Here is a 23,081-nt window from a genome sequence, read left to right as displayed (position 1 = left end):
GCCCGGCAGAAAAGTGATTTTGCCGGAGCCAGGTGCTGCAAAACAAACTGGCCGCTTTGAAGAAAGCGGCCAGCAGGTATGTTTTTATTTGAATGTGTGCAGGCGTCCCGCCTCAGCGGCCCCGGATCCGCGGATCCAGCGCGTCGCGCAACCCGTCGCCCAGGTAGTTCACGCTCAGCACCGTCAGCGAGATCGCCATGCCGGGCCAGAACACCCGCTCCGGGTACTGCTGCAGATAATCGGTGGCATCAAACAGCAGCCGCCCCCAGGTCGGGAAATCCGGCGGGAAGCCGAGGCCGAGGAAGGACAGCGACGATTCCGTGATGATCGCGGTGGCGATGCCCAGCGTTGCCGAGACCATGATCGGCGACAGCACGTTGGGCAGGATGTGCCGGGTGATCAGCTTCTGGTTGGTGGTGCCGATGGAGCGTGCCGCCATCACGAACTCGCGCTCCTTCAGCGCCAGCACATCACCGCGCACAATCCGCGCGGTGGGCATCCAGCTGGTCACCCCGATCGAGGCCACGATCAGGATAAAGATGCCTTGTTCCGGCCCAAACGCCGCGTTCAGCGGCTCGCGGAACAACAGCATCATGACCAGCAGCAGCGGCAGCAGAGGCAGCGCCAGGAACAGGTCGGTCATCCGCATCAGCGGGCCGTCCAGCTTCTTGAAGAAGCCGGCCAGCACCCCGATGAAGGAGCCCAGGAACAGCGCCAGCAGCATCGCGGTCAGACCCACGGAAACCGAGGTCGCGCCGCCCGCCATCATCCGGGCCAGCATGTCGCGGCCCAGCTGGTCGGTGCCAAAGGGATGCGCCCAGCTGGGGCCTTGGTTGCGGGCGCGGATATCGATCTTGGTGGCGTCGATGTCCCACACGTAGGGGCCGGCATAGACCGCCAGGATGATGAACAGGAACAGGGCCCCGCCCATCAGTGCGCCGCGGTGGGATTTGAACTGGTCCCACACATCCAGCCACTGGCTGCGCGGCGGGTTGTGCAGCTCCTCCAGCGCGCCTGCACCGGGGACCGCGGTTGAGGCGGGCGCCATGCCTTCGTCGGGCACAAAGCGTTCCTTGTCAGTCATAGCGGATCCTCGGGTCAAGAATGCCGTACAGCACGTCGGCGATCAGGTTGAACAGCACGATCAGCACCGCAAAGATGAAGGTGAGCGTCTGCACCATCGGCAGGTCGTTGGCCTGAATGGCGCCGATCAAGAGCTGGCCGATGCCGTTCACCTTGAACACCTGCTCGGTGATGATGGCGCCGCCAAAGATCGACGGGATCCCCAGCGCGATCACGGTGACCACCGGAATCATCGAGTTGCGCAGGACGTGGACCATCACCACGACATATTCGCTCAAGCCCTTGGCCCGGGCGGTGCGCACGTAGTCCTGGTTCAGGTTGTCCAGCATCGAGGCGCGCATGAAGCGGCTCAGCTGCGCGGTGATCTGCAGCGCCAGCACCATCACCGGCATGATCATCTGCTTCAGCTGGTAGACAAAGGCGTCCCAGCTGTCGACCACATGGGTGGTGTCATAGATCGACGGGAACCAGCCCAGCTGCACCGAGAAGATCACGATCACCAGAACGCCCGAGAAGAACGGCGGCACCGAGAAGCCCACCATCGACACGAAAGTGCCCAGCTGGTCGAACCAACTGTACTGGCGGTAGGCGGAATAGATACCGATCGGCAGCGCGATCAGGATGGCGACCACATAGGCGGTGCCGACGACCCACAGGGTCTGCGGGATGCGCTGGATCACGATGTCCATCACCGGCGAACGGGTCTGCCAGGAGATCACCCGCAGGTCGCCCGCTGAGAACGAGGTGCCCAGGTAATGATCGATCAGAACCTGCGGCTCGATCCAGAAGAACTGCACCAGCCACTTCCAGAAGCGGATATGCATCGGCTGGCCGAGGCCAAGCGCCTCGCGCATCTTTTCTTTCACTTCGGGGGGGACGGTCAGGGGAACCTGCGCCATCGGGTCGCCGGGGGCGAGCTCCAGGAGCAGGAAGATCACGAGGCTGATGAACAGCAGTGTCGGAACTGCCAGGATCAGCCGCCGGATTGTAAAGGTCAGCATCAGGTAGGCGCCTTTGCAACTTGTATTAAGGTCGGAGCAGGCGGGGAGGGCCTCACATCCATGTCACGCGCAGGCGGTTAAACGTAACCAATGCAGAATGGCAAGGGGCCCCGATGTAACGTCAGGGCCCCAAGTGAGGCAAGCGCTGCTTACTTGATGCGGTACCAGTCTGCTGCGTTCCACAGCTCGCTGTCCCACACGTTCAGGTCAACGCCGCCCAGCGTGTTGGAATGCGCCGACAGGCGGCCGCGGTGCACCAGCGGGATCATGCCGCCGTTTTCGACCATGATGTCATTGAGGCGGCGGCCGATTTCGGCGCGGGCCTCAAGGCCGGCAGTCTTGGTCAGCTCGGCGTGCAGCTGGTCGAACTCCTCGTTGCAGAAGCGCGAGATGTTCTCACCCTGCCACTGGGATTCCGGCTTGGGCGCCTTGTCGCACAGTCCGTTGGCCAGATAGGCCTGCGGGTCGGTGCCGTCGAAGTTGTTGGCGTACATTTCCACGTCAGCATAGAACTTCTGGAAGGTGTCGGGCGAACCCGGGTCACCGCCGAAGAACACCGAGGCGTTGATGTTGCGCAGCTCGGATTCAATGCCGATCTGGCTCCACCACTCCTTGATCAGCGCCTGGAAGTCCTGGCGCACGGCGTTGGTCGAGGTCTGGTACAGGATCTTCATCGGCTTGCCGTCCGGGGTCTCCCGCACGCCGTCGCCATTGGTGTCCTTATAGCCGGCTTCCTCCAGCATCGCCTTGGCGCCTTCGATGTCCTGGGTGGAGCAGTCAAAGGTGTCGGAGGCAAAAGCCGCCGGTGCAGGCACCCAGTTGCAGCCGACCTTGCCGGCCTTGCCATAGCCGATTTCCACCAGCAGCGGACGGTCGATGGCCATCGACATCGCCTTGTAGACGGCCGGGTCCTTCAGGAACGGATGCGGATGCTTGGCGGTGGAGCGCTCGCCCTCCGGCAGGTCCGGCGACGGGTCGGTCTGGTTCAGCATGATGCGTTCCACCAGCGAACCAAAGCCCGCAACCGGCTTGCCCTTGCCGCCTGCTTCCATCTGGGCGATCACTTCCGGCGCCAGCTGCAGGTTCCAGGCATAGTCGAACTCGCCGGTTTCCATAACCGCGCGGCCCGCAGCGGTGGCGTCACCGCCGCCCTTGAACAGCACCTTGGCAAACGCAGGCTTCGCCGGGTCGCGGTAGTTGGGGTTGGCCGACATGGTGATCACGTCGTTCGGCTTGAACTCATCCACCACAAACGGGCCGGTGCCGATCGGGCCAAAGTTGGCCTCGGTGCATTCCGGTGCGCGGGCGCCCATGCAGTTTTCGAACTGCGCCTTCTGCAGGATCGGGCTTTCACCGCCGGAGAACGGGCCATAGGGGAAGGGGGTCGGCTTGTCGAAAGTGACCTTGACGGTCATGTCATCCACCAGCTCGACCGAGCTCACGCCCTCGAACTTGGTCAGCTGCGCGCAGCCGCCTTCGGGATGCATGCAGTAGTCGGCGGTGAACTTCACATCGTGGCCGGTGAAATCTGTGCCGTCGGACCACTTGATGCCCGGCGCGATCTTCCAGGTGATCGAGGTCAGGTCTTCGCTGACGCCGCCGTTTTCAACAGTCGGGATCTCGGTCGCCAGATAGGGCACCATGTTGCCCTGCGGGTCATAGCGGGCCAGCGGCTCGATCACCAGCGAAGCGGCCTGGATGTCCTTGGTGCCGCCCGACAGGAACGGGTTCAGGATCGACGGCGCCTGCCAGTAGATGATGTTGACCTGGCCATCGGACCCGCGCTCGGCAAAAGCTGCCGGCGCCAGGGCGGCCGTGGCCACGGCCCCCATCAAAAGGGATTTGAGTTTCATCACACACTCCTTGTCGGACACGTTTCGTGTCTTTTTGTTGGCCGGGCCGGATGAGGCCCGGAGATTTGCCGCATTGCTGCGGAAGGGTCGTAATCGCACCTGCAGGCAGGCCAAAAGCGCAGACATTAAGCACTCTTAACAAGTTTCCGGAAAGGCCGGTGCATACCGTCCTGCAGGCAACCACGGGGGTATCGAAAACCACTTCCCGGGAAATTGCAAATTCCAATTTCGAAAAGCCTATGCATTATTTGCATGAGCATTTTTGTGCAAAGTGGAGTTTACTCCGGGTGCTGAGGCCGTCATCTGTGGCTGGCCCGGGGAATGAAAGATAGGGAAGCCGTCATGCTCGACAACGCAATTGCGTCCATTCGAAATCTGCGCGTGGAGTTCCAGACCAAGGACGGTCCGGTTGTCGGTGTCGAGAATGTCTCCTTTGATGTAAGCCCGGGCGAAACCGTTTGTATCGTTGGTGAATCCGGTTCCGGTAAATCGGTCTCCTCGCTGTCGCTGATGCGTCTGGTGGAGTTCGGCGGCGGCGAAATCGCGGGCGGCGAGCTGCTGTTCAACCGCCGCGAGGGCGGCGAGACCAACCTCGCCACCTCCGAGCAGGAGATGATGAAGCAGATTCGCGGCAATGAGATCGGCATGATCTTCCAGGAGCCGATGACGGCGCTGAACCCGGTGTTCACCGTTGGCCGCCAGCTGACCGAAGGTCTGCGCATCCACAAGAACATGTCCCAGTCCCAGGCTGAGGAGCGCGCGCTGGAGCTGCTGCGCCAGGTCCGCATCCCCGAGCCAGAGCGCCGCCTGAAACAGTACCCCCATGAACTGTCGGGCGGCATGCGCCAGCGGGTGGTGATCGCCATGGCAATGGCCTGCGAACCTCGGCTCTTGATCGCCGACGAGCCCACAACCGCGCTGGACGTCACCATCCAGGCCGAGATCCTGGCGCTGATGGACCGCTTGAAGCGCGAGACGGGAACGGCGGTGATGTTCATCACCCACGACATGGCGGTGGTCGCCCAGATGGCCGACCGCGTGGTGGTCATGTTCCGCGGAAACAAGGTCGAGGAAGGCCCGGTCGCGGAGATCTTCGAGAACCCCAAGCACGACTACACCAAGGCATTGCTGGCGGCGGTGCCGAAGCTGGGCGAGATGCGCGGCAAGCAGTACCCTGAGCCGATGAAGCTGATGGGGGTCGAGGACCAGAAGATCGAGCCGATCAAGGGCACCGACGAGGTGCTGCTGGACGTGCAGAACCTGACCACCCGCTTCCCGGTCAAGGGCGGCCTCCTGCGCCGCACCATCTCCAACGTGCACGCCGTCGAAGACGTTTCCTTCAAAGTCTTCAAGGGCCAGACCCTGTCGCTGGTGGGCGAATCCGGCTGCGGCAAGTCCTCGGCCGGCCGCTCGATCCTGCGGCTGGTCGAGCCGCAGTCAGGCAAGGTGAATTTTGAGGGACGCGACGTTCTTAAGTTCAGCTCGTCCGAAATGCACAAGGCGCGCCAGGACATGCAGATGATCTTCCAGGATCCTTTTGCCTCCCTGAACCCGCAGATGCAGCTGATGGACCAGGTGGCAGAACCGCTCCGCAACTACGGCCTGGCCTCCGGTTCCGAACTGCACGACCGCGTTGCCAGCCTGTTTGACCGGGTCCACCTGCCGCGCAGCTTCATGCGCCGCTACCCGCACGAAATGTCCGGCGGCCAGCGCCAGCGGATCGCCATTGCCCGCGCGCTCGCCCTGAACCCCAAGCTGATTGTCGCGGACGAGGCCGTCTCGGCGCTCGACGTTTCGGTGCAGGCGCAGGTCCTGAACCTGATGATGGAGCTGCAGGCGGAACTGGGCCTGTCGTTCCTGTTCATCAGCCACGACATGGCGGTGGTGGAGCGGGTCAGCCATCAGGTCGGCGTCATGTACCTGGGCCGCATCGTCGAAATCGGCCCGCGCGACCGCGTATTCGAGAATCCGCTGCATGCCTATACCCAGGCGCTGATGAAGGCGGTTCCGATCGCCGACCCGCGCCAGCGGAAGTCGGAGAAGGAGCTGAACTTCAAGCCGATCCCGTCGCCGATCCACGAAGTGGGCTATGAGCCGGAACCGTCGGAATACCTGGAGCTGGAGCCCGGCCATTTCGTGCTGACCACCGACAGCGGATACTGAATACATGGCTGCCAAGCTGACGCCGCTGGAGATCATGCAAAAGCTGGTCTCCTTCCCGACGGTGAGCCGGGACACCAATCTACCGCTGGTGGACTGGGTACAGGAATACTTGGCCTCCCGCGGTATCGAAAGCCACCGCTGGGTGGACCCGGAGCAGCCGCACAAAGCCGCCGTCTTTGCCCACGCGGGACCGATGGAGGAGGGGGCTGTTGTGCTTTCCGGCCATACCGACGTGGTGCCAGTGGACGGCCAGCCTTGGGACACCGATCCCTTCACGGTGGTGGAGAAGGACGGCAAATACTTCGGCCGCGGCACCTGCGACATGAAGGGCTTTGATGCGCTCGCCATCTGGGCGCTGGTCGAGGCGCATGAGCAAGGTGTCAAACGCCCGCTGCAGCTGGCGCTGAGCTTTGACGAGGAGATCGGCTGCACCGGCGCGCCGCCGATGATCGAAGCCATGCAGCCCGTGCTGCCCAAAGGCTCCGCCGTGATTGTCGGGGAGCCTTCTATGATGAAGGCGGTGACCGGCCACAAGGGCGGCACCGGCTATGCCACCCATCTGGTCGGCTTCGAGGTGCATTCCTCGCTCATGCACACCGGCGTCAGCGCCATCATGCAGGGCGCCCGGCTGATCGACTGGGCCAACCAGCAGAACGCTCGGAACATGGCCAAGGAGCCAGGCGAGGTGCAGGCGATGTTCACTCCGCCCTGGACCACCTGCCACGTCGGCATGATCGAGGGCGGCACCGCCCACAACATCACCGCCAAGGACTGCCGCTTCATGATGGATTTCCGGGTGGTGCCGGGCGAAAACGCCGCCGATTGGGAAGCCGCCTATATCGCCAAGCTGCGCGAGGTAGAGGCAGAGATGCAGGCCATCCACCCGGAGGCCCGCATTGACGTGTCCAAGCATTTCGACGTCCCCGGTCTGGTGCCGGAACAGGACGGCGAGGCAGAGGGCCTGGTCCGCGCTTTGACCGGCGACAACGGCTCCCATGTGGTAAGCTACGGCACCGAGGCGGGCCAGTTCCAGCAGGCGGGCTACTCCGCGGTGATCTGCGGTCCCGGTGACATCGCCCAGGCTCATCAGCCCAACGAGTACATCACCGTGGCGCAGTTCAACGCGGGCCACGCGTTCATGCGCGCGCTGGTCGGGAAGCTGCGGGCCTAGGCTGCGGCACCTTGAAACCGGACGCATGATGCGCAGATTGATGCCAAGGGGGTGCACAGAAGGTGCACTGGGGGTGCACGCATGTCACCCCCGCTTTGGCGGGTTCCGCCGCGCCCCGGCGGGACCGGATACTTGCGAAGCTAAGTTTTTTCGCGGACAGTCTGCCGCAACGGAACCTGAAACGGAAAAGGGGAGGGGAAAATGCCGGCCAAGAACCGCTTTGCCGAGATGCACCAGGAGATCACGGCCTGGCGCCATCACCTGCACGAGAACCCCGAACTGATGTACGAGGTGCACCAGACCGCCGCCTTTGTGGTGGAACGGCTCAAGGAGTTCGGCATCACCGATATCACCACCGGCGTGGGCCAGACCGGTGTGGTCGCGGTGATCGAGGGCAAGACCAACACCTCGGGCCGGGCCATCGGCCTGCGCGCCGATATGGACGCGCTTCCGATCCCCGAGGCTTCGGGGGTGGACTATGCCTCCAAGACGCCCGGCGTGATGCACGCCTGCGGCCATGACGGCCACACCTCGATCCTGCTGGGCGCCGCTAAATACCTTGCAGAGACACGGAATTTCGACGGCAAGGCCGTTCTGATCTTCCAGCCGGCCGAGGAAGGCGGCGCGGGCGGCAAGGCGATGTGCGACGACGGTCTGATGGACCGCTGGGGTATTCAGGAGGTCTATGGCCTGCACAACATGCCGGGCCTGCCGGTCGGCGAATTCGCCATCCGCCCGGGCCCGCTGATGGCCTCCTCGGATGAGTTCACCATTACCGTCACCGGCAAGGGCGGCCACGCCGCCGCCCCGCATGAGGCGATTGATACGACGCTGGCGGCTTCACAGATCGTGGTCTCGCTGCACTCGATCGTTTCACGCAACGTGGATCCGGTGAAGCGGGTGGTGCTGACCGTCGGCACCTTTGAGACTGACAGCACGGCGTCGAACGTGATCGCCCATACCGCCAAACTGCAGGGCACCGTCCGCACGCTGGACCCGGAATACCGGGCCCAAGCCGAGGACTGGGTGCGCCGGGTTGCCGAAAGCACCGCAGCCGCCTTTGGTGCCACGGCCGAGGTCGAATGGGATCCCGGTTATCCGGTTACGATCAATGATGAAAACGGCACCGCCCATGCGGTTGAGGCAGCGCAGGCGGTCTCTGCCAAGGTCAATGCCGAAACCCCGCCGATCATGCCGTCCGAGGATTTCTCCTACATGCTGGAGCAGCGCCCCGGCGCCTATATCTTCCTCGGCAACGGCGACACCCAGATGTGCCACCACCCGGCCTATGTCTTTGACGACGAAGCGATCCCGCTGGGATGCAGCTGGTTTGCCGAGCTGGTGGAACGAAGAATGCCCGCGGCCTGAGGCTGCGGGGAAAGACAACCTAAGGAGTGAGAAATGCCGGTCAAGAACCGCTTTGCCGAACTGCAGGATGAAATCACCGCCTGGCGCCGTGACATCCACGAAAACCCGGAAATCCTGTTCGAAACCCACCGCACCAGCGCGATGGTGGCGGAGAAGCTGCAGGAGTTCGGCTGCGACGAGGTGGTGACCGGCATCGGCCGCACCGGCGTGGTGGGCGTGATCAAGGGCAAGGCGGATACCTCCGGCAAGGTGATCGGCCTGCGCGCCGACATGGACGCGCTGCCGATCCATGAGCAGACCGGCCTGGACTATGCCTCCAAGACCCCCGGCGCGATGCATGCCTGCGGCCATGACGGCCACACCGCGATGCTGCTGGGCGCGGCCAAGTACCTGTCGGAGACCCGCAATTTCGACGGCACCGTGGTGGTAATCTTCCAGCCCGCCGAGGAAGGCGGCGGCGGCGCCAAGGTGATGTGCGACGACGGTCTGATGGACCGCTGGGGTGTGCAGGAGGTTTATGGCCTGCACAACTGGCCGGGCCAGCCGCTGGGTTCCTTTGCCATCCGCCCGGGATCGTTCTTTGCTGCAACCGACCAGTTCGACATCACCTTTGAGGGCCGCGGCGGACATGCTGCCAAGCCGCATGAGACCGTCGACACAACCGTTCTGGCGGCCCAAGCGGTGCTGGCGCTGCAAACCATCGCCTCGCGCAATGCCGATCCGGTGCATCAGATTGTGGTCTCGGTGACGTCTTTCGAGACATCCTCCAAGGCGTTCAACGTGATCCCGCAGAAGGTGCAGATCAAGGGCACCGTGCGCACTATGTCCAAGGAGATGCGCGACCTGGCCGAGAAGCGGATCAACGAGGTCTGCACCGGGATCGCGGCGACTTTTGGCGGCACTGCCGATGTCACCTATCACCGCGGTTATCCGGTGATGGTGAACCATGAGGAGCAGACCGAATTTGCCGCCAAGGTGGCGGCCAGCGTCTCCGGCTCTTGCGAGGACGCGCCGCTGGTGATGGGTGGAGAGGATTTCGCCTTCATGCTCGAAGAGCGCCCCGGCGCCTATATCCTGATGGGCAACGGCGACACCGCGATGGTCCATCACCCGGAGTATAACTTCAACGACGACGCCATTCCCGCGGGCTGCAGCTGGTGGGCGGAAATCGTCGAGCAGCGGATGCCGGCGGCCTGACCGGGGCAGGGGGAGGGGGCGGTCTGCCCCCTTCCTGACCCTTCGGCTGAATTCACCGCTTAGGAATATCTCTGCGGCACTGCTGCTTGTGGCTGCTCCAAGAGGGTAGCGGAGGCTGGTTCCCGGAGGGCCGTTCCGGGAGCTGCTGTCGCGCAGCCTTCCTTGGGGAATGCCCGGCACGCGTTCGCGAAGTATCTTGCCGCCAGCCACGCATGTCAGCCGCCCGAACGCTGTTTTCCTCACGGCAGGGAAAGACACCCTCCGCAAAAGCCGGAGAAGTCCACCCATGAAGCTCCGTCTCCGCGAGACTGCTTTGCGCGCCCGGGTTAATCTATGTCATTTGCCCGCTGCAGCTCCCGCACATACCGGGTGATGCCCTTGACGTCGCCATCGGTCAGCCCGTGCTGGGGCGGCATGTGGCCGAAACCCCAGTGATGGGCTTGCACGCCGTTGCGGACGGCCAGCAAAAAGGCGGCGTCGCCGTGGTGCGAGGGCTCATAGATCTTGTGGACCAGTGGCGGCCCCATGCCGTTGCGGCCTGCAGCGTTGTCCCCGTGGCACTCGGCACAGGCGGCGTCGAAGGCACGCTTGCCGATTGTCGCGGCCTCGCTCAAGTCTGGCGGAAGCTGGACCGCGGCGAGGGGGGCGCCGGGCTCCAGAACGGAGCGTTGCCCGGTTGCGTCGTTGATGCCGCTACTACTGTAGATAACGTAGGCTGACGCCGCTGCCACGGCAGCGGCAGCCAGTATGGCTAGGTTTTTGTTCATGAAGGGCTCTTTCTTTCATTGGTGAATGAGTTGCCGCCGAAGGCGGGGTTGCGTTCATATCGACGACGGCATGCCGCAAGCGCCGGTTCAGTCACCCGGCCGGAGCGGGATGCGAAGGCGCGGATCTCCTGATAGCGGATCCGCACGTCCTCGCTTTGCTGGTAGAAGCGGAACAGATCCTTCAGCGGAGAGGAGAACTCCTTGTGCGCTGACAGCATCGCCACCAGCGCGCCCAGCGAGACCCGTTCCTGCAGCACGAAATAGCCGCCCAAGGAATAGAACAGGAACGGGGTGAGGGCGGTCAGGAAGTTGTTGATTGCCTTGGCCAGAAACTTAAGCCGGTGGATTTGCAGGCGCAGGTCCTGCAGTTGCCGGAAACTGCGCGCAACCGGCAGCGCGCCCCGCCCCGAAGCCCGCATGTCCCTGTCCAGGTTCTCACCAAGCAGGCGCATCTCGCGGATTCGTTTGCGGGACACTGCATTCACACGCCGCTGCAGCTTCGGCACGATGATCAGCTGCAGGGGCAGCACCGTCAGGGCTGCGGCGGCCAGAATGGGGTCCTGCACGAACATGAACAGAAGGATTGTCGCCAGTGTCCCGCCCTGCAGCAGCGGGACGGTCAGCAGTTCCGAGGCAAAGCCGCCGACTGGTTCAACCTCGGGGCCAAGAACCGGCATGATGGCCGGCTGGCGCTCCGCGGGAGGATCCCGCCGCCACTGGCGGTAGACGGCCAGCCGCAGCCGGCGCACAAAGCTTTCGGCAACCCGGCCCTTGCGGATGTTCAGCCAGTATTTGTTGAGACCGTTGAGCATAATGGCCGCCAGATAGGCGCCGCAGAGCAGAAACAGCAGCGTGACCTGCGAAACCTCGAAGCCCAGGACCGGAACCGCGGCGTCTCCGCCTTCGAAGACCCGGTTCACGATCTGCTTGGGCAGTTCCAGGGTCAGATAAAGGATCGGCATCGCGGTCAGGCTGAGCAGAACCAGGACCATCTGCCGCCGCCCTGTCACGCGCAGGATGTGACGCGGAAGACCTGCCCAAATGCCACCGTCCACTCCATTGGCAGCGGGATCAGCTGCCGCCGCCGCTTGTAAGCGCCTGCGCAGCAGCCATGCCGCCTTTGCTGCGCGCTGCATTGCCGGCCCCTTTATCGAATACCCACGGGCACCGGGACCTTGGCCAAACCCGCACGGCAGGCGTTTTCAGCAAGACGAAGAGGCGGGAGCTAGTGCTCCAGCAGCTCACGGTAGATGGTGACGAGCGTTTCCGCCTCTTTCTCCAGCGCGAAATTGGTTACGGCGTGTTTGCGGGCGGCCTCTGACCACTTAGCCAGCCGGCCTTCGGCGGAGAGCACCTCATGGATGGCCTCGACCATCTGCGTGGTCTCGCCCGGGTCGATCAATAGTCCGGTCTCGCGCGGTGCTATAAGTTCTTCGAAGGCGCCGACACGGGTGGCCACGGCCGGCACGCCGCAGGACATGGCTTCGAGCGGGGTGAGGCCAAAGCCCTCCCAGCGCTGCGGCGCCACGTAGAGGTCCAGCGCCTGGTACCAGCGGGAAACCTCCCAGACCGGCACTTCGGGCGGGAACAGCAGGCGCTCGGACAGGCCCGCCGCCTCGACCTTGGCGCGCAGTTCTTTCTCAAACGCAACGTGTTTTTCGGTGGCGCGGCCCATCACCAGTCCCACGGCCTCGGGGTGTGATTTCAGAACCTGCAGCATGGCGTCGACGAAAACATCGGTGCCTTTCTGCGCCCTGATGCGGCCATAGCAGCCGATCAGGATGGCGTCCTCCGGCAGACCCAGTTCGCGCCGCAGCGCGGGTTTGTCGGCGGGCGGGGTGAATTCCTCGGTATTGATCCCGTGATGCACCACCTGCACCGGCTTCTCCAGATAGGCCGCGCCCTTGGCCGAGGTGGCGATCACCCGGTCCATCTGCGAGATCAGCCACTTGGTATAGTCCGAATGATGCCGCTGCGAGGCGGAGGTGAACAACAGTTTCAGCCGCTTGCCCAAAAGGTATTTGAGCGCCAGCCCGCCCAGCATCTCAACGTTGCGCCGGGCGTGCCAGACGCGGGCGCCTGCAGGGCCGTTGCGGTTCATGAAAACAAGCTGTGCCGCCGACAGATTCGGCATCTCGCCGGGCAGACCGCTGCCTGCGGTGGCTATGGCGATATGCTGGCGCTGCAGCGGCACCAGCCGCACGATGGTCGAGGTCACGCCGGAGAGGCGGCGTTTGAAGTTCGGCGCGATGACTTCCACCTTATTGGCGTCAACCTGTGCCATCATGGCCTCCGTTCTGCGGGCAGAAGCGCCAGCAGGGCGTCCACCGTCTTGTCCAATTGATCCGATTGCTGGGAGATGAACTGCCCGGCGGCATTGCGTGCGGTCTGAAATACGTCCGGCTTATCCAGCCACCCGGTAACCTGGTCTGCCAATTCTGCAGCCGATCTCACCTCCGCTGCGGCGCCAAGGGCGGTCAGCTCGGCGTAGGTCTCGGCGAAATTGTAATGCCCGGTGCCGGTGATCACGGCGGCGCCTGCCTGCATCGGCTCAAACGGGTTGTGGCCGCCGATCTCGCGCAATGACCCGCCCAGGAACACAAGCGGGCACAGCGCGTACCAGGTGCCGACCTCCCCCAGCGTGTCGGCCAGATAGACTTGGGTTTGGGTCCCCGGCAGAACGCCCTTGCTGCGCCGTGCGCAGCTGAGGCCGGCGGCTTTCACCAGAGCTTCCACCTTATCCCCGCGTTCCGGGTGGCGGGGGGCCAGCAGAAGGCACAGATCCGGGTGCTGTCTGAGCAGCGCCTGATGCGCTTCCAGTACAGTCTCTTCCTCGCCGTCATGGGTGGATGACGCGACCCAGACAGGGCGCTCGCCAATGCTGCCGCGCACCTTGGCGAGGGTGTCCTGATCGACTGGCAGCGGAGCAGATACAGCCTTGAGGTTGCTGCCGGGACGGATGCGATCCGGGGCGGCGCCCATCGCTTGGAGGTTCGCAGCCGTCTTCTGGTTCTGGGTGACCAGCAGAGCAAATTGATCGAGGATGAACCGCGCGGTGTCCGCGCGCTTCCTCCAGCCTTCGACCGATTTGTCCGACAGCCGCGCGTTCAGCAGCACCAGCGGGCAGCCTGCCTTACGGGCGCGCACCAGCATCTGCGGCCACAGTTCGCTCTCGACAAACACCCCCAGATCCGGGCGCCAGTGGGCCAGGAAGCGGTCCACGGCGGCAGCGGTGTCCAGCGGCGGGAACTGGTGGCGGCAGCGCGGCGGCATTCGTTTGGCGATCAGCTCGGCGGAGGTGGGGGTGCCGGAGGTAATCAGGAATTCTGCATCCGGCGCAGTTTCTCCCATGCGCTTGATCAGGGTCAGCACCGACAGGCTTTCGCCGACCGAGGCGGCATGGAACCACACCAGCCGTCCGGCCGGGCGGGGCAGGGAGGCATGGCCGAGGCGTTCGCGCACGCGCTCTTCCGGCAGGCCGTAACCGCGCAGCTTGGCCGCGACCTTGCGCCAAGCAAAAGGGGCAATCAGCGCGCTGGCGCCGCAATAAAGGGAATAGAGCAGCGTCGGCCGCGCAGGCGTGTCCCCCGACATGGTCAGCCGCCGGTGTGGCTCATGTGGCGGGTCATCTTGCCGCCGACTTCCTGCCGCGAGTAGTCGAAATCATGGCCGCGCGGCTTGTCGCCGATGGCGGCGCGGATGGCAGCCTCCAGCACGCCGGTGCCTTCCTCGTTGGCGCGCAGGGGCGCGCGCAGGTCGGCTTTACCCTCCTGGCCGAGGCAGGTGTAGATCTCGCCGGTGCAAGTTACGCGCACCCGGTTGCAGCTTTCGCAGAAGTTATGGGACAGCGGGGTGATGAACCCGATCTTCTGGCCGGTTTCCTCCAGCCGGACATAGCGGGCCGGGCCGCCGGTGCGCTCGGCCAAATCGGTGACAGTGTAGTGGTTTTCGTATTCCGCACGCACGTCTTCGAGGGACCAGTACTGGCCGATCCGTTCCATGTTGCCGATGTCCTCGCCCATCGGCATCACCTCGATCCAGGTGAGGTCCATGTCCCGTTCGGCGCACCAGCGGGTGATGGCGGGCAGTTCTTCCTCGTTGAAGCCTTTCAGGGCAACGCTGTTGATCTTGACACGCAGGCCCGCCTTTTGCGCCGCATCAATGCCCTTCAGCACCTGCGGCAGGCGGCCCCAACGGGTGACATCCGCGAATTTCTGTTCGTCCAGCGTGTCGAGCGAGATATTCACCCGGCGCACCCCGGCGGCATAGAGGTCATCGGCGTATTTCACCAGCTGCGAGCCGTTGGTGGTCAGCGTCAGCTCCTTCAGCGCACCGGTTTCCAAATGGCGGCTCATCGCCTGGAAAAAGGTCATGATGCCGCGCCGCACCAGCGGCTCGCCGCCGGTGATCCTGAGCTTCTCGACGCCCAGGCGGATGAAGGTGGAACAGAGCCGGTCCAGCTCCTCCAGCGTCAGCAGGTCCTTCTTGGGCAGGAAGGTCATGTTCTCCGACATGCAGTAAACGCAGCGGAAATCGCAGCGGTCGGTGACCGAGACACGCAGGTAAGTGATTGCGCGGGCGAAGGGATCAATAAGCGGAGCCGTCATGCACTCTAGGTAAAGCGGGGCACCGCCCGCGGCAAGGGGGGACAGCTTTTGTGACTGGCAAAGAGTTTCGCGGATAGCTAGGGTTTGCCCATGCGTATGACAATTCTTTCCCTTACTTCGATTTCCTTGCTGGCGGCCTGCGACGGGATCCAGCTGAATTCTTCTATTCTGGACGGGCAAAGCGCGCCGGCGGCAGCGGCGCCCCAGGACCCGGTGCTGCAGCCCGCGCCCGGCATTGATGTGGCAGAGGCGGATCCGGCAGCACCTGCGGGGTCCTCCGCACCGTCGTTCCGCGGCTCGGCGACCACTGTCGCGTCGCTTGGCGACCCCTCGGTTCCGGGCATGTGGATGGAAACCCCGCTGGTTGCGGCCGAGCAGCAGGCGCTGATCCGGACCAGCCGCAACACGCAGGCGGTTGTGACATTGAAACCGATCCCGGGCGCGGAGTCGGGCGGCAGCCGCCTGTCGATCAGCGCGATGCGGGCCTTGGGCCTGCCGCTGACCGAGCTGGCCGAGGTTCAGGTGCTGCCCGCGGGCTGAGTCTTGTTCCGCTGACGGGGGAAGCGCCCGCCCTCTTGGAGCGGTGCCTTGGCCGCCTTAAACGTCTTTCAAGTACTTCGCCGCTTCCTTGCGGGCAAAGGCTTTCATTCCGGCGCCATGCGCTTCCAGAAAGACGCGGGTGCGCGCGGCGTCATGCTTGCTGAGGTCGCGCAGCCACCATCCGATGGCCTTTTGAATGAACCAGTCCCGGTCCGGCACGTAAGCAGCTGCCCAGCCGAGGATGCGCTCGCGCCGCGCCTGATCCGCCGGTTTCAAGTTGTTCATCTTGGCCCACGGCAGGGTGGACACAAGGGCGGCGCGGCGGGTCCACATATGCTCCGATTGCGACCAGCTCTCCACGGTATCCAGCCGGGCAGGATCCGCCAGCAGCCGCTTTGAGATGGCGGAACAGGCGTGATCGGCAATCGCCCAGCTGTCGAACTCCGGCACCCAGGATTGCAGCAGTTCCCAAGCCGCTTGGTCATCCTTGATACGGGCCTGGGTCAGCAGCTTGGCGGCGGCGATGCGGGCCTCAAAGATGTCGGTTTCCCACATCGCCCGCGCCAGAGAGACACGCTCGGCAATGTCCAGGGTCTGCCGCCAGGCCTTGGTCAGGTCATTGGTGGCCGGGTTGGGCACCCCCAATACTTCGCGGGTCTGCTTATGGTAAGCGGCCATCTGCTCCGCCCGGCCGGGTTCAGCCTGGCCTTTGAGCTGCGCCAGCGCCTCCTGCAGTGTCACGCCGGTCACTCCACCGTCACCGATTTCGCCAGGTTGCGCGGCTGGTCCACATCGGTGCCTTTGGCGACCGCGGTGTGATAGGCCAACAGCTGGGCGGGAATGGCATAAAGGATCGGGCTCAGCGCCTCCTTGATGCGCGGCATCCGGATGGCGCACCAGACGTCATCGCCGGCCTCGTCAATGCCGTCCTGATCGGAGATCATCAGCACCTTGCCCTTGCGCGCCAGCACCTCCTGCATGTTGGAGACGGATTTGTCGAACAGCGTGTCTTTTGGGGTCAGGACAACAACCGGCATGTTCTTGTCGATCAGCGCAATTGGGCCGTGTTTCAGCTCGCCGGAGGCATAAGCTTCGGCGTGGATATAGCTGATTTCCTTAAGCTTCAGTGCGCCTTCCAGCGCCAGCGGGTACATCAGGCCGCGGCCGAGGAACAGCACGTCGCGGGCTTCGCTGACCTTTTGCGCCGCCAGGCGGATCGCCTCATTCTGCTCAAGCGCCGAGGACAGCACGTTCGGCAGGCCGCGGACAGCGGTTGCATAATCCGCCATTTCCTCAGCGCTCAGATGGCCGCGGTCGCAGGCGGCCTTGAGCGCCAGCGCCAGCAGCACCGTCAGCTGGCAGGTGAAGGCCTTTGTGGAGGCGACACCGATCTCAGGGCCGGCATAGATGGGCAATGCCACATCGCTTTCCCGCGCGATGGAGCTTTCGGGGACGTTCACGACCGACAGGATCTTGTCTGCCTTTTCCTGGCAGTAGCGCAGAGCGGCCAGGGTATCGGCGGTTTCGCCTGATTGGGAGACGAACAGGGCAAGTGTCTTGCCCGGGATCGGAGGTTCGCGGTAGCGGAATTCCGAGGCTATATCGACCTCGACCGGCATCCTGGCTATCTGCTCGAACCAGTATTTGGCGGTGACGCACGCGTAATAGGCCGTGCCGCACGCTACCATGGTCAGCCGTTCCACCTGCGAGAAATCCACCTCGCCAGGCAGGCGCACCGCATTTTCCTCGACCGGCAGATAGTGGCGGATTGCCTCGGCGATCACATGCGGCTGTTCGGCGATTTCCTTGGCCATAAAGTGCTTGTGGCCGGCCTTGTCGACCTGGGTGGCGTCGATCTGGATGGTTTTGGTTTCGCGGTTCACCAGATCGCCGTGCACGTTGCGGATTTCCGCACCCGCGCGGGTAACGACAGCGCGGTCGCCTTCTTCCAGATAAGTGATCCGGTCAGTGAGCGGCGCCAGGGCAATGGCGTCGGAGCCTACGAACATCTCGCCGTCGCCATGGCCGATGGCCAGCGGAGAGCCCTTGCGGGCGGCGATGATCAGGTCTTCCTCGCCGTCGAACAGGAATGCCAGCGCAAAGGCGCCCTCCAGCTGGTCCAGCGTCTTGAAGGCCGCATCAACGGGGGTGTGCCCCTCTTTCAGATAGCGCTCTGTCATCAGCGCGACGGTCTCGGTGTCGGTCTCGGTGCGGAACTCCATGCCGCAGTTCAGCAGCTCTGCACGCAGCTCCTTGTAGTTCTCGATGATACCGTTGTGCACCACTGCGACGGCACCAGCGCGGTGCGGGTGGGCGTTGCTGACGGACGGCGCGCCATGGGTGGCCCAGCGGGTGTGGCCGATACCGGATTTACCAGCCAGCGGCTCATGCACCAGGAGGTCGGAGAGGTTCACCAGCTTGCCCACCGCGCGGCGGCGGCGCAGATCCCCGTTGTTCACGGTGGCGATGCCCGCGCTGTCATAGCCGCGGTATTCCAGCCGCTTGAGCGCCTCGACCAGGATCGGGGCGGCCTCGTGATTTCCCAGTACGCCGACAATTCCGCACATTACTTGGCTTCCTTCTGCAGGCGGGCCTTCTTGGCGCGCAGCATATCCATCAGCTTGCGCGCGCGGCCGGGTTTGTTGGTTTGCTCAGCGCGGCCAATGGCCAGGTCGCCGTCTTCGACATTTTTTGTGACGATGGCGCCAGTCGCCGTCATAGCCTCGGAACCGACCCTGACCGGGGCCACCAGCATGGTGTTCGACCCGATAAAGGTGCGGGCGCCGATCTCGGTGCGGTGCTTCATCACCCCGTCATAGTTGCAGGTAATCGTCCCTGCGCCAATGTTCGTTGCCTCGCCGACAGAAGCGTCGCCGATATAGCTAAGGTGGTTTACCTTGGCACCTTCGGCAATCCCGGCGTTCTTGATTTCGACGAAGTTGCCGATGTGTGTGTTTTCGGCAAGCTCCGCGCCGGGCCGCAAGCGGGCATAGGGCCCGACTTTGGCGCCGCGGCTGACGTGGCATCCCTCCAGGTGCGAGAAGGCGCGGATCAGCGCACCGCTTTCCACCGTGACGCCGGGGCCGAACACCACATTGGGTTCGATCACAGTGTCGCGGCCGATAAAGGTATCAAAGGCGAGGTAGACGGTTTCCGGCGCCATCAGGGTGACGCCCAGGTCCAGCAGTTCCGCCCGGGCGCGGGCCTGGAACAGCGCGTCCGCTTGCGCCAGCTCGGCGCGGGAGTTGACGCCCAGCGTTTCGGTCTCGTCACAAGAGACTGCGGTAACGTTTTTGTCGTCGCGCCGGGCCAGCTCCACCAGATCGGTCAGGTAGTATTCGCCAGAAGCGTTTTCATTGCCCACTTTGGCGATCAGATCGAACATCAGCTGCGCGTCGCAGGCCATCAGCCCGGAGTTGCAGAAGCTGATGGCGCGCTCAGCGGCGCTGGCATCCTTGAACTCGACGATCCGCTCCAGGCTGTCGCCCTCCATCACCAGACGGCCATAGCGGCCGGGATCGGCGGCCTCGAACCCCAGGATCACCAGATCGGCGCGCTGGCGGGCCTCGACCATGCGCTCCAGCGTTTCGGCGCTGACAAAGGGGGTGTCGCCATAGAGCACCACCGCATCGCCCTCAAAACCCTCCAGCGCGGCGCGGGCCTGGTCCACGGCGTGCGCCGTGCCCAGCTGTTCTTCCTGCAGTACAACCTCGGCTTCTTCGTCGATGCCTGCCACCGCTTCGCGCACTGCCTCGGCCCCGTGGCCCGCCACGATGATGGTGCGCTCCGGCGCCAGCGCGCGGCCTGCGGCCATGGCGTGCTCCAGCATCGGCGCCTGTGCGATCGGGTGCAGAACTTTGGGGAGGTCAGAGTTCATCCGCGTGCCTTTTCCGGCCGCCAGGATGACAAGGGCAATGCTCATAATCGCTTTTCTCTTTGTCTTTTTAGCACTTCCGTTTTATCCGCTGAGGGGCGGGGCGCAAGGGATAGCGCCATCAAACAAGGTTGCGGGCTGCAACATGCGGCGGCGGAAATGTGCCGAAAGGGCAGGATATGCGAACGGTGATCTTCGATCTGGACGGTACGCTGGCGGACACGTCGGGCGATCTGCTGGCGGCGGCCAACTTCTGCTTCCGGCAGATGGGCTTGGGCGATGTGCTGAGCCATCCTGAAGATGCAGGCGTTGCACTGCGCGGCGGCCGGATGATGCTGACCGAGGGCCTGAAACGGGCGGGGCAGTTCGACCAGGCGACGGTGGATGAGTTCTACCCGGTGCTGCTGGAGGCCTACCGCGACGCGATCGACCGCCACACCGTGCTGTACCCCGGCGCCATGGCGGCGGTGGAGGCGCTGAAGTCCGCGGGCTTTGGTGTTGGTATCTGCACCAATAAGCCTGAGGCGCTGGCGGATCAGCTCATGCGCAGTCTTGGTGTGCGGGACGCCTTCGCGTCGCTGATCGGGGCCGACACGCTGCCGGTGCGCAAGCCCGACCCGGAACCGCTGCTGGAGGCCGCAAGGCGCGCAGGCGGCGATCCGGCCCGGACTTTGCTGGTGGGCGACAGCGACACCGACCGCAAGACGTCCGCGGCGGCTGGCGTGCCGTCAGTGCTGGTGACCTTTGGCCCCTCGGGCGATGACATGGGCGCCTTGAACCCTGAGGCGTTGCTGCACCGTTTTGAAGACCTGCTGGAAGTCGCGGACCGTCTGATTGCGTGATCCCGCAACTTAGTTTCGGGAAAATCATCCCCAGGCGTTCGCACTTGACGCATCGCGGGCGGCGGCTCACAAACGCAGCATGAGCGAGACATTTACCGGGTCCTTCACCCAGCAAGAAGCCATTCCTGAAGATGCCATCGAGGCCGCTCTGGCGGTGCTCCGCCACGGACGGCTGCACCGCTACAATGTGGCAGAGGGCGAGGCGGGGGAGACCGCGCTGCTGGAACAGGAATTCGCAGCGCAGATGGGCGCGAAATACTGCCTGGCGGTGGCCTCCGGCGGTTATGCGCTGGCCACATCGCTGCGGGCGGTTGGGGTGAAGCCGGGCGACAAGGTGCTAACCAACGCCTTCACTCTGGCGCCGGTGCCGGGGTCGATTGCCTCTGTCGGGGCGGAACCGGTGTTCGTCGAGGTGACCGAAGATCTGACCATCGATCTCGACGATCTGGCGGCCAAGGCGGACCAGTCCAAAGTGCTGATGCTGTCGCATATGCGCGGGCATCTGTGCGACATGGACCGGCTGATGGAAATCTGCGACGCGGCAGGCATCACCGTGATCGAGGATTGCGCCCACACCATGGGCGCTTCCTGGAACGGGGTGCTGTCGGGCCGCCACGGCGCGGTGGGCTGCTACTCCTGCCAGACCTACAAGCATGTGAATTCGGGCGAGGGCGGTCTGCTTGTCACCGATGATGAGGAAATCGCGGCCCGCGCCATCATGCTGTCTGGGTCCTACATGCTCTACGGCCGCCACTTGGCCGCGCCGGGGCCGGAGGTGTTCGAGCGGGTGAAATACGAGACGCCCAACATCTCAGGCCGGATGGACAACCTGCGCGCCGCCATCCTGCGGCCGCAGCTGCGTGATCTTGACGCCCAGGTGGCGCGCTGGAACGAGCGCTACCGCAAGCTCGAAGAGGGCCTGCGCGGCACGCCGGGCCTGACGGTCGTGGAGCGGCCCGCGCAGGAGGTCTATGTTGGCTCTTCCATCCAGTTTCTGCTGCTGGACTGGAGCGAGGAGGCGGTGCAGGAGGCCGTCCGCCGCTGTGCCGCCCGCGGGGTGGAGCTGAAATGGTTCGGCACGCCAGAGCCGGTGGCCTTCACCTCCCGCTATGACAGCTGGCGCTATGCTGACACCCCGCGGCTGCCGCAAAGCGACCGGGTCCTGGCGGGCATCATCGACATGCGGGTGCCGCTGACCTTCAGCTTGGAGGACTGCGCCCAGATCGCCCGCATCATCCGGGCGGAGGTTTCCGCCGTCTATCAGTCGGGCTGATAAAGCGGCACAGTCGAGATCGAGACCTTGGCGGAGCCATCCGTCAGCTCAGCCGCGTGGGCGACATAGATCAGCGTCTGATTTTTCTCATCGAACAGGCGTTTGACCCGCAGCGACTTGAGGATGATGGAGCGGGACTCCCGGAACACGTCCTCGCCGTCATCGCTGCGGTCGATATCGCCCAGCGTGACCGGACCGGTCTGGCGGCAGGCCAGCGACGCGTTTGACGGATCCTCGAACCAGTTTCCCTTGGAAAGCCGGTCGATCAGCCCGCGTTCGAAATAGGCGATGTGGCAGGTCACGCCTTCGACCTTGGGGTCTGAGATTGCCTCGATCACGATGTCATTGCCGACCCAGTCGACCCCGATCTGGCCGATCTCCTCGGCGGCGGCGGGCAGGCCCAGCAGGCAGAATGCGGCAGCCAGGGCGCGGTTTAAACACTTCATGGAAATCTCCTGATTCTATTGTGCGGGGCGGTTTCTGCTCCCTTTATGCAATACCTACGCGCAGTTGCGGGAAAAGGATCCATGGAACCTTTTTCCGAGGGTGGCGTTACTCCTGCTCAACGGCGCGTTGAGGCGCCGGAATATCGATATGGAAGAGAGGAGACTATCATGTTTACGCCGAAACGCGCCCTGACCGCATCTGCCCTGGCCCTGCTGGCTGCACCGGTATGGGCCGGCGCCCAAGTGCAGGCCGTGACCGACCTGAACCTGCGCGCTGGTCCCGGGCCGCAGCATGAGATCATCGGTGTGATTTCCAAGGACGGTGCCGTCAAACTGGACGGCTGCCTGGAGCAAAGCAACTGGTGCAAAGTCGGTTATGACGGTTCCGAAGGCTGGGCATATGGCGAGTATCTGACCGCCACCGTCACCGAGAAATACATTCCGGTCGTCGCCAAGGACAGCCCTGTCGAAGTCACCACCGTGACTTATGAAAACACCGGTGAAGCCGATGCGCCGATGGGGGCGCTTGGCGGTGCTATCACCGGCGGTCTGATCGCTGGCCCTGCCGGTGTTGTGGCCGGGGCGATTGCGGGCGCAGCCGCTGGCGAAGCTGCGGTGCCGGATGAGAAGGTCGTGTCCTATGTGCGCAGCAATGCCACCGATCCGGTTTACGTGCAGGGTGAAGTGGTGACCGGCGTGATGATCCCGGAAGAAGTGCAGCTGACCGCGGTTCCGGATTCCGAATACCGCTATGTCTACCTGAACGGCCTGCCTGTGCTGGTTGAGGCCGATAACCGCACGGTGGTCTATGTGGTGCGCTGATCCAGTCTGATGCGGCTGAGTGCGGGCGGTCCCTGGCGGGCCGCCCGTTGCCGTTCGCGCCGTCGGCGAAGGAA

At 64.0% G+C, this 23,081-nt stretch carries 20 protein-coding genes; 8 read left to right on the top strand and 12 right to left on the bottom strand.

Annotated elements, in window-relative coordinates:
- Positions 1 to 112: 112 nt before the first annotated feature.
- The 3 genes from AC5STI_RS07465 to AC5STI_RS07455 form a co-directional block, all read right to left on the bottom strand.
- Entirely contained in the window at positions 113 to 1,084 is a 972-nt protein-coding gene (locus AC5STI_RS07465) for an ABC transporter permease (RefSeq protein ID WP_475046419.1), read from the bottom strand.
- Positions 1,077 to 2,084, bottom strand: a complete 1,008-nt coding sequence (locus AC5STI_RS07460; RefSeq protein ID WP_008556597.1) for an ABC transporter permease — start codon at positions 2,082 to 2,084, stop codon at positions 1,077 to 1,079. The genes AC5STI_RS07465 and AC5STI_RS07460 overlap by 8 nt, the downstream gene beginning before the upstream one ends.
- Positions 2,085 to 2,233: 149 nt before the next feature.
- Positions 2,234 to 3,937, bottom strand: a complete 1,704-nt coding sequence (locus tag AC5STI_RS07455) for a peptide ABC transporter substrate-binding protein (protein ID WP_495446221.1) — start codon at positions 3,935 to 3,937, stop codon at positions 2,234 to 2,236.
- A gap of 342 nt (positions 3,938 to 4,279) precedes the next feature.
- On the opposite strand from AC5STI_RS07455, the gene AC5STI_RS07450 reads away from it, so the two are divergent.
- The 4 genes from AC5STI_RS07450 to AC5STI_RS07435 all read left to right on the top strand — a co-directional run bounded on the left by AC5STI_RS07450 (position 4,280) and on the right by AC5STI_RS07435 (position 9,836).
- On the top strand, positions 4,280 to 6,100 hold the full coding sequence (locus AC5STI_RS07450) for an ABC transporter ATP-binding protein (RefSeq protein ID WP_495446220.1): 1,821 nt from the start codon (positions 4,280 to 4,282) through the stop codon (positions 6,098 to 6,100).
- A 4-nt stretch (positions 6,101 to 6,104) separates the two neighbouring features.
- Positions 6,105 to 7,271 (top strand): acetylornithine deacetylase, encoded by a 1,167-nt coding sequence (gene argE / locus AC5STI_RS07445; RefSeq protein ID WP_495446219.1) that lies wholly within the window; start codon positions 6,105 to 6,107, stop codon positions 7,269 to 7,271.
- 201 nt (positions 7,272 to 7,472) lie between these two features.
- Complete coding sequence (locus AC5STI_RS07440; protein ID WP_495446218.1) at positions 7,473 to 8,639, top strand: M20 aminoacylase family protein; 1,167 nt, start codon at positions 7,473 to 7,475, stop codon at positions 8,637 to 8,639.
- A 33-nt stretch (positions 8,640 to 8,672) separates the two neighbouring features.
- Entirely contained in the window at positions 8,673 to 9,836 is a 1,164-nt protein-coding gene (locus tag AC5STI_RS07435) for a M20 aminoacylase family protein (protein ID WP_495446217.1), read from the top strand.
- A 326-nt stretch (positions 9,837 to 10,162) separates the two neighbouring features.
- On the opposite strand, the gene AC5STI_RS07430 is transcribed toward AC5STI_RS07435, so the two are convergent.
- The 5 genes from AC5STI_RS07430 to moaA form a co-directional block, all read right to left on the bottom strand.
- Positions 10,163 to 10,603: a c-type cytochrome gene (locus AC5STI_RS07430; protein WP_490399298.1), complete on the bottom strand. Its 441-nt coding sequence runs from the start codon at positions 10,601 to 10,603 to the stop codon at positions 10,163 to 10,165.
- Positions 10,600 to 11,595: an ABC transporter ATP-binding protein gene (locus tag AC5STI_RS07425; protein WP_495446216.1), complete on the bottom strand. Its 996-nt coding sequence runs from the start codon at positions 11,593 to 11,595 to the stop codon at positions 10,600 to 10,602. Before AC5STI_RS07425 ends, AC5STI_RS07430 begins: the two co-directional genes overlap by 4 nt.
- Positions 11,596 to 11,828: 233 nt before the next feature.
- Complete coding sequence (locus AC5STI_RS07420) at positions 11,829 to 12,887, bottom strand: glycosyltransferase family 4 protein (protein ID WP_495446215.1); 1,059 nt, start codon at positions 12,885 to 12,887, stop codon at positions 11,829 to 11,831.
- Positions 12,887 to 14,197, bottom strand: a complete 1,311-nt coding sequence (locus tag AC5STI_RS07415; protein ID WP_495446214.1) for a 3-deoxy-D-manno-octulosonic acid transferase — start codon at positions 14,195 to 14,197, stop codon at positions 12,887 to 12,889. Before AC5STI_RS07415 ends, AC5STI_RS07420 begins: the two co-directional genes overlap by 1 nt.
- Before the next feature lie 2 nt (positions 14,198 to 14,199).
- Entirely contained in the window at positions 14,200 to 15,210 is a 1,011-nt protein-coding gene (moaA, locus tag AC5STI_RS07410; protein WP_495446213.1) for a GTP 3',8-cyclase MoaA, read from the bottom strand.
- A 90-nt stretch (positions 15,211 to 15,300) separates the two neighbouring features.
- Here moaA and AC5STI_RS07405 point away from each other — a divergent pair, with 90 nt between their 5' ends.
- On the top strand, positions 15,301 to 15,750 hold the full coding sequence (locus AC5STI_RS07405; RefSeq protein WP_495446212.1) for a hypothetical protein: 450 nt from the start codon (positions 15,301 to 15,303) through the stop codon (positions 15,748 to 15,750).
- 57 nt (positions 15,751 to 15,807) lie between these two features.
- Here AC5STI_RS07405 and AC5STI_RS07400 read toward each other — a convergent pair whose 3' ends face one another.
- The 3 genes from AC5STI_RS07400 to glmU are packed head-to-tail and all read right to left on the bottom strand — an operon-like array spanning position 15,808 to position 19,672.
- Positions 15,808 to 16,491: a DNA alkylation repair protein gene (locus AC5STI_RS07400; RefSeq protein WP_495446211.1), complete on the bottom strand. Its 684-nt coding sequence runs from the start codon at positions 16,489 to 16,491 to the stop codon at positions 15,808 to 15,810.
- 5 nt (positions 16,492 to 16,496) lie between these two features.
- Complete coding sequence (gene glmS / locus AC5STI_RS07395) at positions 16,497 to 18,317, bottom strand: glutamine--fructose-6-phosphate transaminase (isomerizing) (protein ID WP_490399285.1); 1,821 nt, start codon at positions 18,315 to 18,317, stop codon at positions 16,497 to 16,499.
- Positions 18,317 to 19,672: a bifunctional UDP-N-acetylglucosamine diphosphorylase/glucosamine-1-phosphate N-acetyltransferase GlmU gene (gene glmU / locus AC5STI_RS07390; protein ID WP_495446210.1), complete on the bottom strand. Its 1,356-nt coding sequence runs from the start codon at positions 19,670 to 19,672 to the stop codon at positions 18,317 to 18,319. Before glmU ends, glmS begins: the two co-directional genes overlap by 1 nt.
- Before the next feature lie 131 nt (positions 19,673 to 19,803).
- Between glmU and AC5STI_RS07385 the strand changes: the two genes are divergently transcribed.
- Positions 19,804 to 20,466: an HAD-IA family hydrolase gene (locus AC5STI_RS07385; protein ID WP_495446209.1), complete on the top strand. Its 663-nt coding sequence runs from the start codon at positions 19,804 to 19,806 to the stop codon at positions 20,464 to 20,466.
- 79 nt (positions 20,467 to 20,545) lie between these two features.
- Positions 20,546 to 21,739, top strand: a complete 1,194-nt coding sequence (locus AC5STI_RS07380) for a DegT/DnrJ/EryC1/StrS family aminotransferase (RefSeq protein ID WP_495446208.1) — start codon at positions 20,546 to 20,548, stop codon at positions 21,737 to 21,739.
- Here the strand turns inward: AC5STI_RS07380 and AC5STI_RS07375 are convergent.
- Positions 21,727 to 22,185 (bottom strand): CreA family protein, encoded by a 459-nt coding sequence (locus AC5STI_RS07375; RefSeq protein ID WP_495446207.1) that lies wholly within the window; start codon positions 22,183 to 22,185, stop codon positions 21,727 to 21,729. The two genes, AC5STI_RS07380 and AC5STI_RS07375, sit on opposite strands and share 13 nt — an antisense overlap.
- Before the next feature lie 168 nt (positions 22,186 to 22,353).
- Here AC5STI_RS07375 and AC5STI_RS07370 point away from each other — a divergent pair, with 168 nt between their 5' ends.
- Positions 22,354 to 23,007: a DUF1236 domain-containing protein gene (locus tag AC5STI_RS07370; RefSeq protein WP_495446206.1), complete on the top strand. Its 654-nt coding sequence runs from the start codon at positions 22,354 to 22,356 to the stop codon at positions 23,005 to 23,007.
- The last annotated feature ends 74 nt before the right edge of the window (positions 23,008 to 23,081 follow it).

This window comes from Leisingera sp. CC-HEC096 (assembly GCF_059429235.1).
Note: the sequence above shows the minus strand (reverse complement) of the source record. Positions and strands in the feature narration are given on the sequence as shown.

Coding starts and splice junctions, on each gene's coding strand:
- AC5STI_RS07465 (WP_475046419.1), bottom strand. CDS start 1,084: ATGACTGACAAGGAACGCTTTGTGCCCGACGAAGGCATGGCGCCCGCC.
- AC5STI_RS07460 (WP_008556597.1), bottom strand. CDS start 2,084: ATGCTGACCTTTACAATCCGGCGGCTGATCCTGGCAGTTCCGACACTG.
- AC5STI_RS07455 (WP_495446221.1), bottom strand. CDS start 3,937: ATGAAACTCAAATCCCTTTTGATGGGGGCCGTGGCCACGGCCGCCCTG.
- AC5STI_RS07450 (WP_495446220.1), top strand. CDS start 4,280: ATGCTCGACAACGCAATTGCGTCCATTCGAAATCTGCGCGTGGAGTTC.
- argE (WP_495446219.1), top strand. CDS start 6,105: ATGGCTGCCAAGCTGACGCCGCTGGAGATCATGCAAAAGCTGGTCTCC.
- AC5STI_RS07440 (WP_495446218.1), top strand. CDS start 7,473: ATGCCGGCCAAGAACCGCTTTGCCGAGATGCACCAGGAGATCACGGCC.
- AC5STI_RS07435 (WP_495446217.1), top strand. CDS start 8,673: ATGCCGGTCAAGAACCGCTTTGCCGAACTGCAGGATGAAATCACCGCC.
- AC5STI_RS07430 (WP_490399298.1), bottom strand. CDS start 10,603: ATGAACAAAAACCTAGCCATACTGGCTGCCGCTGCCGTGGCAGCGGCG.
- AC5STI_RS07425 (WP_495446216.1), bottom strand. CDS start 11,595: ATGGTCCTGGTTCTGCTCAGCCTGACCGCGATGCCGATCCTTTATCTG.
- AC5STI_RS07420 (WP_495446215.1), bottom strand. CDS start 12,887: ATGGCACAGGTTGACGCCAATAAGGTGGAAGTCATCGCGCCGAACTTC.
- AC5STI_RS07415 (WP_495446214.1), bottom strand. CDS start 14,197: ATGTCGGGGGACACGCCTGCGCGGCCGACGCTGCTCTATTCCCTTTAT.
- moaA (WP_495446213.1), bottom strand. CDS start 15,210: ATGACGGCTCCGCTTATTGATCCCTTCGCCCGCGCAATCACTTACCTG.
- AC5STI_RS07405 (WP_495446212.1), top strand. CDS start 15,301: ATGCGTATGACAATTCTTTCCCTTACTTCGATTTCCTTGCTGGCGGCC.
- glmS (WP_490399285.1), bottom strand. CDS start 18,317: ATGTGCGGAATTGTCGGCGTACTGGGAAATCACGAGGCCGCCCCGATC.
- glmU (WP_495446210.1), bottom strand. CDS start 19,672: ATGAGCATTGCCCTTGTCATCCTGGCGGCCGGAAAAGGCACGCGGATG.
- AC5STI_RS07385 (WP_495446209.1), top strand. CDS start 19,804: ATGCGAACGGTGATCTTCGATCTGGACGGTACGCTGGCGGACACGTCG.
- AC5STI_RS07380 (WP_495446208.1), top strand. CDS start 20,546: ATGAGCGAGACATTTACCGGGTCCTTCACCCAGCAAGAAGCCATTCCT.
- AC5STI_RS07375 (WP_495446207.1), bottom strand. CDS start 22,185: ATGAAGTGTTTAAACCGCGCCCTGGCTGCCGCATTCTGCCTGCTGGGC.
- AC5STI_RS07370 (WP_495446206.1), top strand. CDS start 22,354: ATGTTTACGCCGAAACGCGCCCTGACCGCATCTGCCCTGGCCCTGCTG.